Origin of the sequence: Psychrobacter sp. FME13, from assembly GCF_014861395.1 — a bacterium.
Lineage (GTDB): Bacteria > Pseudomonadota > Gammaproteobacteria > Pseudomonadales > Moraxellaceae > Psychrobacter.
This window is the reverse complement of record NZ_RRYV01000103.1, coordinates 1-10636: the sequence shown is the minus strand read 5'-3', so window position 1 is coordinate 10636 and position 10636 is coordinate 1. Positions and strand designations below refer to the sequence as shown.

Sequence of the window (10636 nt, the reverse complement as noted above, 5' to 3'; positions counted from 1 at the left end):
CATTGTCCCCTTTGGAATTATTATTTAGGGGTGACAACTATCCTGCCATAGGGGGTGATCAATGAAGGCTTATACAATCTATTTGGTTTGCCACGTAACACCACGATGCAGATTGTCGTGTTATTAGTCACGACTATAATTTTTGCTTATAGCGCCTATCAAGGGCTAAAAGGCGGCATCCAAAAGCTCTCTAACATTAACTTTTACTTGGCTGTCATTTTCTTATTATTCATTTTGGTTGTCGGTCCAACTGTCTTTATTTTGAATACTGGATTAGAGGCTATCGGGCGCTCTATCACTGAAATGCCGCGCATGATGACGTATATCGAGCCATTCAAAGACTTCCCAGAGTTCGGTTTTGAACACACAACCTTTCCACAAGATTGGACGGTGTTTTATTGGGCATGGTGGTTAGTATTTGCACCAACGATTGGATTGTTTATTGCCAAAATCTCGCGAGGTCGTACGATACGTAATATGGTAGTAGGGTCAATGTTTTATGGCTCGCTTGGCTGTGCTATGTTTATGGTTATCTTAGGCAATTACGGTCTGTATTTACAGTTGACGGGGGCGGTCGATGTAGTGGCGGTACTCAATAACGAATCTCCAACCGCTGCCATCTTTGCTATCTTAAATAGCTTACCGATGTCTTATTTAGTCATCGCGGTATTTACCTTTTTATCGATTATCTTTACTGCCACAACCTTTGACTCTATCTCTTATATATTGGCGTCTGTCGTCCAAAAAGAAGTGGATGATGAGCCGCATCGTTGGAATCGCTTGTTTTGGGCATTCACTTTGTGTTTATTACCCGCTACCTTGATGTTCTTAGGAGATCTACAAACTTTACAAACCGCGTCTATTTTCGCTGGTGCACCGCTCATCATTATTTTGGGTATGATGATGATATCTGTGATTAAAGCCGCTCGGTATGACCTTGAGTATCAACCTGACTACAGTGTCAAAACTATCCATATCGAAGAGCTACCTGACAATGCGCCGTGGGAAGAAGGCGAAACTTCAGAAGCACTAGAAGGCTCAGTCCTGCATCAAAATGAAGAGTGGGAGCAGATGCGTGAGGATACTGAAAATGCGGAGAACCCTGAAAATAATAACTAAGCATTGAGCGTCACAATGGTTGCCGTTTGATATTATTCTAAAACACCAAAAAAGGCTGGACTATATCGATAGTTCAGCCTTTTTATTTGTCCGCTATATCAGTCAATTATATAGCTTCGGCTGACTCACTCAATGTCATCTCACTCAATGCCATATGCATACGATTTAATCCTTCGAGTAGTAATGCTCTAGGACAGGCCACGTTAATACGCATTTTAAGACGCCCTTCCTCACCATATTTGAATCCTGCGCTCAGCTCAACCTTGGCAGCTCGCAGTGTGTCATATAGCACTTGATCGTCTTGACCATACGCTGAGCAATCTATCCAAATTAAGTACGAAGCTTCTGGACGCATGACCTTAATCTTAGGCAGGTGCTGATTTAAAAACTGTACGGTTAACTCAATATTGGCTTCAATATAACTCAGCGCCTGCGTCAGCCACTCACCGCCCTGCTCATAAGCCACACGCATCGCTGTATAAGCAAATAGATTTAGCTCGTATTCGTCATTTAACTGCTGCTGTTGGCTGATTTTTTGGACCAATGCTTCATCTGTCGCAAATATCATAGAGCCTTTGATACCCGCGATGTTAAAGGTTTTGGTCATCGATGTCAGGCTGACTACATTGTGCTCATAGCCTTTAGCTAGGGTTAGAAATGGCGTAAACGTGTGACCAGTCAAGGCCAAATCTTGATGAATCTCATCACTGACAATCGCTACATTGTGCTTTTTGCAAATCGTAAGCAGTGCTTCTAACTCATCTGTCGTCCATACACGCCCGCCCGGATTTTGCGGGTTGCACAGCAGATAAAGCTTAACGTCATGCTCGATGATTTTGGCTTCGATATCGGCTAAATCCAGCTGATACTTACCCTCAACCTCTTGTAACGCAGAGATTATGAGCCGACGACCATTCTGCTCAACCTTACTCATAAACGGCGTATAAATAGGATCGTTGACCAGTACTGCCTCACCTACTTCGGTAAAGACATTCATCATTAGCGCTAGGCTTGGTACGACACCGGGGGAAAACAGTATATTCTGCTTTTTCAGCGGCAAATCATAACGACTGCCATGCCACTGAATAATCGAGTCATACAGGGCATCGGTAGGTTTGGTATAGCCCAATATACCATGCTGCACGATTTGCTCAATTGAATCTAAAATAGGTTGGGCGGCTTTAAAGTCCATGTCTGCGACCCATAGCGGAATCGTGTCATCGGTATAGTGCCACTTGAGTGAGCCTGTATTACTTCTATCGATTATTTCATCAAAGTTGTATTGCATTGGGTTTCTTCTTAATTATAAAAATAGTGGTTTAGGGTACAACATGAAGGGTGTCATCGCCAATGGCTTTATGGTTGTGATATCGGTATGCGATGTGGTTAATGCGAGATTATTTGGCAGGGATTTGCGTGTTGATTAAATAGCTAAATGCAGGAGCCAATCCTGCCATTCGCTATGATCTACTACCTTGAATAAAGTATAAAAAACAATACTCCCTTCAAATATCTGTTAGCATTTGGACGAATATTTATCTAAATTTCATTTTATTTTAGCTGTTCACTTTTATTGGTGAGATTATCATCTAGAGTACTAGAGCATGTCCTCAATCTGAACATTACATTTTAGATAAGAACACGCCCTAGATAATATACCCTAATATAGATATAACCCTTATAGATGTTTTATCAGAATTAAGTAACTGATTTACTATTTTTCAATCTAAAAAACTAAAAATGGAAATGAATAATGTCAGGTGCCTATTTTTACGAGCATATAAATGCCTATGAACAATGGCAGTTCACTCAAATTGATGTCCCATCTAGCTTTGAAACATACTATCATCTGTTTACTGGTGGTGCGAAGCAACGATTTTTATTAGGTAGTCATGACCATACTTTATATTGGGGTAGAATTTCTGAAGATTATAATAATATAGATTTTTTCCGTCCAAATAAACTTTGGCTACGTCAACAGATGCCTATTAATCCTATTACTTCGGCGAATATTGAAAGCTTTAAACAAGCTAACCCATCCAACCCTGCTCGCTACTGGGCGAATTTCTTTGCAAAAGCTTTAATTAATACTCCTGCCAGCTTTTTACACCAAGGGCACTGGCGCATTACACCCCCCTTCAATCCTGAATCAATGCAAGAGGCTGAAAGTAATTTAGTTAAATTAACCCCACGCTATTACTGGAGCTTTTTGCATCAAGAATGTAATTATACTTTTGAGTATCCAAGAGAAAGTCATATCAGAATAGATTGGAACCAATCTCCAAGTACGCCATTACCATTAAAACCTTTACCTTGTGCTCATGATGGGCGTGTAAAGTGGTGGCGAAAAAAGATAAGAGAGAAAGCTTGTCCGCCTTTACTGTTATGGTGGCAAAGTTCTATGCTCAGCCATATTGTCATCGATGGTCATAGTCGTTGGTGTGCACATTTATTAGAAAAAACCATACCAGATGTCTTAATTGTAAGCGCCTATCAAACCACTAATTATGATCATTTAGACACACCCGAAAAACGCTTGCGTAACTTACGAGCGCTGAAGCAATACGTTAATAATAGCGCCCAGCATGTCACACCGACCTCCATGAGCCATATTAACCAGATGCTAATGAATGCTTATCCTAATACCACCAAACATGAGGCAGTCACTATTGGCAAACCTATTAAAAACTTGGATAAACGCTGGTTGAGTGAGATAAACACCTTGTTTAACAGTCATGACTTTGATAGAAATAATACGTAAACCCTACTAACAAATATAAATTCCTAATGGTAGCTAAAATTATGATATTTATAGTGATTTAGCGGATATCAACTACGACTATTTATGTTCTCGCCTAACTACTTTTTGAAGATATATTGGTAATTGCATTATGCACTGAATGCAACTACATATAGCGTTAACTCTACTTATCAAATGACATCTACCTCCCCTTAAACCCAGCCTCACGTCTCTCAACCATCGCCATTACGCCCTCTTTTGCATCTTCTGAATGAAAGAGCAGCGGCAGATAGCTATGGATATTGGCAAATGCACCGCTTTTTACCTAATAGTTAAATAATCGCTGAGATAAAACTAACGTTGCAGGTAGTCCAGTTTGGATTGCGCAGAAGTATTGCCTTGATCGGCAGATTTTTGATACCACTCTATTGCTTTCTCGTATGACTGAGTGACGCCTCTACCCGTCTCATAGATAAGCCCCACATTATACTGAGCATAAGAATCACCCTGTTCGGCGGCCAATGATGTCCACTTTAGCGCTTGCTCATGAGATTGCACCACGCCACGACCTTGATAATACATTCCGCCCAGATCAGACTGCGCATGGACGTCTCCTTGCTTTGCCGCTTTCAAAAACCACTTCGCCGCTTCAGCATCAGATTGAACAACCCCGCGGCCCATCCTATAAAGCTTACCCAGACTTTGCTCGGCAGGGGCATAACCATCCTCGGCAGCTTGACGATAGTAATCATAGGCTTGGGCATAATCCTTATGATTGTAATAAGCTTGGGCTAATTGATAAATATCATAGGGGTTATTAGGGTTTTCTGATACCGCGTACTGACAAGCATCAATTATCCCTTGGGTGTCTATATTTGCTTCTAGAATATTAGATTCTTCAAGGAGATAATCATCGTAAGCTTCGATCTTGTCGCAGCCTTGTATTTTCGTATGGGTATGGTTTTTGTCATGTGTTGGCGTATACGTTTGAACGTCTGCATGTCCTGATGACATATAGTCAGTCTTTTATAAATAAGATACAATGCTTTTAAAATAAAGAGAAAGATATAATCATTATGACTTACTCAGCAGACTTTCGAACGCAAGTTATAAAAAGCGTCAAAGACAAAGACATGAGCATTCGTCAAGCTTGTATTTTCTATGACATCAGCAAAACCACTTTACAGCGTTGGCTGAAAAACCCAAGTATCAAACAAACTCGGGATAAGCCACCCAGTAAAATACCAAATGAAGCACTTCTCAAAGACGTCGCGCAGTATCCAGACGATTACATGTACGAGCGAGCTCAACGTTTAGGCTGTAGCAAGTCAGGCATTGATATTGCCCTAAAGCGCCTTGGTATCAGTCAAAAAAAAAGACCTTAGAACATCCAAAAGCGTGTCCGATAAAAAGAGCAGCGTATCAGAGTAAGCTCAATAGTTTTATGCAGCAAGGCTATCCCATTGTGTACATGGATGAAAGCGGCTTTGAGGCTGAAACCATTCGTTCTCATGGCTATGCACCGATAGGTAAACCCTGTATCGACAGCTATAACTGGCAAGCAAGAAAGCGCACTAACGTTATTGGTGCGCTCTATGAAAAAATGTTATTTGCCTTAGATTACTTTGAGCAAAATATTAACAGCAGCATATTCTACCACTGGTGCAAACACACGCTAATACCAAGTCTTAAAACAAAATGTGTGATCGTGATGGACAATGCTAGATTTCATAAGAACAAATGCATTCAAAAACTACTGAACAGACATGGCCATCGTATTCTTTGGTTGCCACCCTACAGCCCTGATCTAAATCCCATTGAAAAGAAGTGGGCACAGGCAAAATTTCTACGTCAAGGCTGGATGGAGAATAATCTACCTAAGCTGTTTCATGATATGGGTTGTATCTCTTTTATTCTAGACTGACTATACATAACAACAGACCTGCTGATAGCAATAACCTTTTCATCATAGTTGACCTTATATTGTTAAGTCTAACGACCTATCAACTCAGTTTCACAACGTTCAACCACTGTGATCTGCAAGATATAGTCACATTCATATAAATCTGCTGCATCGTCACCCCTGCTGACCTTACTAAGGTATAGCTTGCACTCGGTTTCCTTGTATCGAAAATATTTGAACTCAACCATACAGAGCGGCTCTAAAACACAAGAAGACTCTTTTTAGTACATAAATCCATTTTCACATGAGTAATCCGCACCTAGTTTTACAAAACGATATACGTTAAAATCGATTATAGTCAGCTCTATACGATTAATTCAAGATCAATCAACCATAAAAATCCATACTGATACAGCAAATAAAGTGCAAGAGATACTTCAATATGGCTTGCAAAATTGATGCTATCGCTCTATACGGAAACCAACGTGCACCAGGAAAAAACCCGCCTAAGTCTAGCGTTTAACATCAGCTCTGCGGCACTCGCTTTTATTATTTGGGGCAGTTGGGCTTATTACGCCAATAGCGGGTCAGATACTAGACTTATATCCGCACTTACCCAAGCACTAGCCAGCTTCTGCATTACTCTAATACTGGTACACATGGTGACATTTATATTTCATCTACTACCAAAGACGCCTTTGCGTATCATCCTGCCAGCTATCATTTCAGTCAGCCTGACTGGCAGCGCACTGATACTAGCGCACACATTGGCAGGTACCTCAAAGATACTGCTCACTATCGCACCCGCATTGACGGTTGCTTTTACTTTTTGTGTAGTAACGGCACTAAAGTTAAATAAAACAGCGACCCACGCTAAGGAACACCATGTCTGAAATCGAAGGTCGTCGCCCCCTAAAAGTCCGTAGCGCAGGTTTTGCTAAAAGTATCGCGCAGTGGCTGAGTAATAAAAACATCACACCCAACCAAATCTCGATTTTGAGCGTGGTGTTTGCAGCACTGTCCGCGATCTGTCTCTTTGCCCTACCTTACGCAAACGGCATTAGCTTGTGGTTACTACCCATCGCAGCAGCCCTATTTATTCAATGTCGCTTATTGTGTAATCTATTTGATGGTATGGTTGCCGTCGAAGGCGGTAAAGGCACAGCGGCAGGAGAGCTGTACAACGATATCCCTGATCGAATCGCTGACCCACTGATATTGATTGCGGCTGGTTACGCCGTTACAGTGGTGGACTGGGCGGCCATACTGGGCTGGGCGGCAGGATTGCTTGCCGTATTAACTGCGTATGTCCGTACGCTATCTGTGAGTATCGGGGCGCCTGCTAACTTTGCAGGACCGATGGCCAAACAGCATCGCATGGCACTGCTGACCGCCACTTGTATCGTGACAGCGATTGAGCCACTATTATGGGCTCAGACTCTGACTATGTTAGTCACTCTCATCATTATCATTGCTGGCTGTATCATAACGATAACCAATCGAACGATAACCGCTTATCGATATCTCGAGGAAAACGCCTAAAAAATATCATCAATGCCGCTATGCTGGTACCTAAATAGCGACATTGAAGACTTAATCATTTGCAGCCCTAGCGTCCCGTAAACTCAGCTTCACGTCTCTCAACCATCGCCATTACGCCCTCTTTTGCATCTTCTGAATGAAACAGCGGCGGCAGATAACTATGGATATTGGCTAATGCGGTCGCAGCCCCATTACGGCTCGCATCTTGCGCTGATGATAATGTACCTCTGACGCCCAAAGGCGCAGCTTTGCAAATTTCTTGTGCCAACGTCAATGCGCGCTCATACTCAGACCCATTAGCTACTACCTCACTGACCAGATTCAGTCTATCAGCCGTCTGCGCATCGAATGCTTTACCAGTAAGTAGATACGGCATGGCTTTTTGCCAGCCTGCAGCCGCGACAAAGCGTACCGTCGCCCCACCAAATGGCATGATGCCGCGCTGGACTTCCATTTGTGCAAAGTTGCAGTTATCACTGGCGATCACCACGTCACTGTTTAGCATCAGCTCGATAGCTACGGTAAAGCACGTGCCCTTAACCGCGACGACTACAGGCTTAGTACGTAGTTTTCCACTGATACCCCATGGATCGATTTGATCATCATTAAACTCAAACACGCCATCGTTTAGCTTGTCTTGTAACTCGACCAAGTCCAACCCAGCGGTAAAGTGATCACCATGGGCAAATATCAGCGCACAGCGTAAGTTGTCGTCTTGCTCGTAGCGGGTCATCGCATCAGACAGCTGCCCGATCATATGACTGTCAAAGGCGTTACGTTTATTGGCACGATTGAGCCCGACAAGGCAAACGTGGCCTTGCGTGTCATAAGTGATGCGATTGTCTGTGCTGTTACTGTCCGTAGTCATGGTTTCATCCTTGTTCAAGTAATCATTGTCTTATAGTGGTTGGTTATATAGTAGGTGGTTATATGGTCAAATCTCGAGACTTTACTCACAGAAATTTGTCGATAGACCCACTTTTAATATAGACACCCTCGCGCTATAACACAAGCAGCAGAACTGCCACGAATAAAGCGTAGTTTAATATCAGTTGACCTCATTTGCGTTCAGTGTAACCATTATCCAACTTAAGACATCACTCAGAGCACTTTATGGAATTTTGGCACGGTTTTTTGCTTATCACCAGCGTCCATCTACTCGCTGCCGCCTCACCAGGGCCTGACTTTGTCTTAGTATCGCAGCAGACATTGGCAAAAGGTCGACGCACTGGTTTGATTTGTAGTCTCGGTATTACCTTAGGTCTTGCCGTGCATATTATTTACTCGGTATTGGGACTGGCGACGGTCATTGCTCACTCGCAGCCGTTATTGACTACCATTAAATGGTTGGGCGGTGGTTATCTAATTTATCTCGGTTGGCAGGGCATCCAAGCCAAGCCTAAAAAGCCATCAACGCCAATTGAGGACATAGCCTCAAACTCTGATACTTCACAAGAGAAGTTTATCCATCAAACAGCACTGTCTGGCAATCCTATGCCTGATAACCCTACTGCCCTTCAAAAACCCCCTAATAATACAGAATCAACGTTTGCCACTATACGTCGCGGGTTCTTTTGTAATGTCTTTAATCCAAAAGCGCCTGTCTATTTTGTCGCTATCTTTACGCTGGTATTGTCGCCTGATATACCGCTTTGGCAACTGGCTATTTATGGCGTATGGATGATGATCTTACAGATGTCATGGTTTAGTACGGTCGTAATGCTACTCTCTATCCCTGCTATTCACCGCCGCTTTCAAAGGTTTGAGCATTGGATCGACCGCGTATTAGGTACAGCGATGATAGTATTGGGATTAAACCTCATTTTACGTAACCGATAAAACGTTTGTTTGCGGCGAAATCTGCTAAAATGGTTGATTATATTCAAACATCAAAGCCACGCACTATGACCAGTTATCCCTCGAACAGTAAGCACAGAAACAGATCTCCTGCGACCGCAAAAAAACTCGGTCAGCTGCACCCACGTAACCCGCACCAAGGTCGTTATGACTTTGCGGTACTGACTCGCGCCTTACCCGAGCTTGCTGAACATACGATTACCAATCCTAAAGGTGAGTCGACGATTAACTTCTCGGATCATCAGGCTGTGCGCGTGCTCAATAGAGCACTGTTGGCCAACTATTATGGGGTCAAGTTTTGGGATATTCCTGAAGGCTATCTATGCCCGCCTATCCCTGGTCGTGCAGATTATATTCACTACATCGCGGATTTATTGGCGCAAACCACTCACGTAAATGCTGATAACACACCGCCGACAGGCAAAGAGATTCACGCGCTTGATATCGGTACTGGTGCTAGTGCCATCTACCCTATCGTTGGCAGCCAGAGTTATGGCTGGCGCTTTACCGCAAGCGACATTGATCCTATTTCAGTCAATACCGCAGCGTTAATTTGTGACTCAAACCCAAAACTAAAAAACTCAGTTAAAGTAAAGCTCCAGCCTGAGCCTAAATTTATCTTTAAAAACATCATTGGTCGTCAGGATTATTTTGATATCGTGGTTTGTAATCCTCCGTTTCATGCGTCTTTAGAAGAGGCAATGGAAGCCAATAGCCGTAAGCAGCATAACCTACAACGCCATCGTGGTAAAAACGAAAGCCCTCAAATCAGTCGTCATTCAACCAAGTCAGGGAATGCCGCACAAAACCTAAACTTCGGTGGTCAACATAAAGAGCTGTGGAGTGAAGGTGGCGAGATTGCATTCTTAACCAAGATGATAAAAGAGAGTCAGAGCTTTGCAGAGCATGTCGGTTGGTTTACTAGCCTCGTCTCAAAGTCTGAAAACGTAAAGCCTTTACAGTTGCTACTAAAGCAATTGAATGTCACTCAAATGCGTATCATTGAGATGAGCCAAGGCCAAAAAAGCACGCGTCTATTGGCATGGCGTTTCGATACCGACGAAGAGTAATCACTAAACAAGACTACTCACACCTTGTTTCACGTGAAACAAAAAAAGGCACCGCTTTGAATATCAAAGCGGTGCCTTTTTTTAAGGATTAATTTTTACAACGACTAATTTTAATAAAGGCTAATCTTTATTAAAACTAAGTAAAAACCTAAGTATAGCCAGTCCTAAATAAAAGAGGTGCAACTACATGATATGGGTTACTTTTTTCTTGCTTGCTGTGCCTACGCAGACAGAGGCGGCGCAAAACGTAACCCGTATCGCTGTATTTATTTTATAGCTTAGATTCACACATGAAGTGCAATACCAAATGCAAGGTGAAAAAAAGACCTAGATGCGCTAGCATCAAAGTTTTTATCCACCGACCAAAGTGAGATTGCAACCATGAGCTATACACATCTAAGCCTA

General features: G+C 42.7%; 11 protein-coding genes and 1 pseudogene. 8 read left to right on the top strand and 4 right to left on the bottom strand.

From position 1 onward, the window contains the following. The first annotated feature begins 54 nt into the window (after window positions 1-54). Entirely contained in the window at window positions 55-1119 is a 1065-nt protein-coding gene (locus EI164_RS11385; RefSeq protein ID WP_318779544.1) for a BCCT family transporter, read from the top strand. A 106-nt stretch (window positions 1120-1225) separates the two neighbouring features. On the opposite strand, the gene EI164_RS11380 is transcribed toward EI164_RS11385, so the two are convergent. Next, window positions 1226-2407 carry a MalY/PatB family protein gene (locus EI164_RS11380; RefSeq protein WP_192520077.1) on the bottom strand — a complete coding sequence of 394 codons (1182 nt, stop codon included), beginning with the start codon at window positions 2405-2407 and terminating at the stop codon, window positions 1226-1228. Between the two features lie 465 nt (window positions 2408-2872). On the opposite strand from EI164_RS11380, the gene EI164_RS11375 reads away from it, so the two are divergent. Next, entirely contained in the window at window positions 2873-3880 is a 1008-nt protein-coding gene (locus tag EI164_RS11375) for a hypothetical protein (protein ID WP_192520076.1), read from the top strand. Between the two features lie 181 nt (window positions 3881-4061). Here EI164_RS11375 and EI164_RS17065 read toward each other — a convergent pair. Both EI164_RS17065 and EI164_RS11370 read right to left on the bottom strand, forming a co-directional pair. Continuing rightward, window positions 4062-4172, bottom strand: a pseudogene (locus EI164_RS17065) (enoyl-CoA hydratase); the annotation flags it as partial. 41 nt (window positions 4173-4213) lie between these two features. Beyond that, window positions 4214-4873 (bottom strand): SEL1-like repeat protein, encoded by a 660-nt coding sequence (locus EI164_RS11370; protein WP_192520075.1) that lies wholly within the window; start codon window positions 4871-4873, stop codon window positions 4214-4216. 62 nt (window positions 4874-4935) lie between these two features. Between EI164_RS11370 and EI164_RS11365 the strand changes: the two genes are divergently transcribed. From EI164_RS11365 to EI164_RS11350, 4 genes are all read left to right on the top strand, one after another. Then, window positions 4936-5244: an IS630 transposase-related protein gene (locus EI164_RS11365; RefSeq protein WP_225739248.1), complete on the top strand. Its 309-nt coding sequence runs from the start codon at window positions 4936-4938 to the stop codon at window positions 5242-5244. A 20-nt stretch (window positions 5245-5264) separates the two neighbouring features. Further along, window positions 5265-5783 carry an IS630 family transposase gene (locus EI164_RS11360; RefSeq protein WP_192520079.1) on the top strand — a complete coding sequence of 173 codons (519 nt, stop codon included), beginning with the start codon at window positions 5265-5267 and terminating at the stop codon, window positions 5781-5783. Window positions 5784-6247: 464 nt separating this feature from the next. Then, entirely contained in the window at window positions 6248-6655 is a 408-nt protein-coding gene (locus tag EI164_RS11355; protein WP_192520074.1) for a hypothetical protein, read from the top strand. Further along, window positions 6648-7304, top strand: coding sequence for a CDP-alcohol phosphatidyltransferase family protein (locus tag EI164_RS11350; RefSeq protein ID WP_192520073.1), 657 nt, complete (start codon window positions 6648-6650; stop codon window positions 7302-7304). The genes EI164_RS11355 and EI164_RS11350 overlap by 8 nt, the downstream gene beginning before the upstream one ends. 67 nt (window positions 7305-7371) lie before the next feature. Here the strand turns inward: EI164_RS11350 and EI164_RS11345 are convergent, their stop codons facing one another. After that, window positions 7372-8172, bottom strand: coding sequence for a crotonase/enoyl-CoA hydratase family protein (locus tag EI164_RS11345; RefSeq protein WP_192520072.1), 801 nt, complete (start codon window positions 8170-8172; stop codon window positions 7372-7374). Window positions 8173-8417: 245 nt separating this feature from the next. On the opposite strand from EI164_RS11345, the gene EI164_RS11340 reads away from it, so the two are divergent. Both EI164_RS11340 and rlmF read left to right on the top strand, forming a co-directional pair. Continuing rightward, window positions 8418-9143, top strand: coding sequence for a LysE family translocator (locus tag EI164_RS11340; RefSeq protein WP_192520071.1), 726 nt, complete (start codon window positions 8418-8420; stop codon window positions 9141-9143). Between the two features lie 29 nt (window positions 9144-9172). Further along, the gene (rlmF, locus tag EI164_RS11335; protein WP_192520078.1) at window positions 9173-10231 is read left to right on the top strand and encodes a 23S rRNA (adenine(1618)-N(6))-methyltransferase RlmF; all 1059 of its coding nucleotides are present in this window, start codon (window positions 9173-9175) and stop codon (window positions 10229-10231) included. Window positions 10232-10636: the final 405 nt, after the last annotated feature.

Excerpts from the sequence above, each read along its gene's own strand:
- EI164_RS11370 (WP_192520075.1), bottom strand. The coding sequence starts at position 4,873 with ATGTCATCAGGACATGCAGACGTTCAAACGTATACGCCAACACATGAC.
- EI164_RS11350 (WP_192520073.1), top strand. The coding sequence starts at position 6,648 with ATGTCTGAAATCGAAGGTCGTCGCCCCCTAAAAGTCCGTAGCGCAGGT.
- EI164_RS11380 (WP_192520077.1), bottom strand. The coding sequence starts at position 2,407 with ATGCAATACAACTTTGATGAAATAATCGATAGAAGTAATACAGGCTCA.
- EI164_RS11375 (WP_192520076.1), top strand. The coding sequence starts at position 2,873 with ATGTCAGGTGCCTATTTTTACGAGCATATAAATGCCTATGAACAATGG.
- rlmF (WP_192520078.1), top strand. The coding sequence starts at position 9,173 with ATGGTTGATTATATTCAAACATCAAAGCCACGCACTATGACCAGTTAT.
- EI164_RS11345 (WP_192520072.1), bottom strand. The coding sequence starts at position 8,172 with ATGACTACGGACAGTAACAGCACAGACAATCGCATCACTTATGACACG.
- EI164_RS11365 (WP_225739248.1), top strand. The coding sequence starts at position 4,936 with ATGACTTACTCAGCAGACTTTCGAACGCAAGTTATAAAAAGCGTCAAA.
- EI164_RS11340 (WP_192520071.1), top strand. The coding sequence starts at position 8,418 with ATGGAATTTTGGCACGGTTTTTTGCTTATCACCAGCGTCCATCTACTC.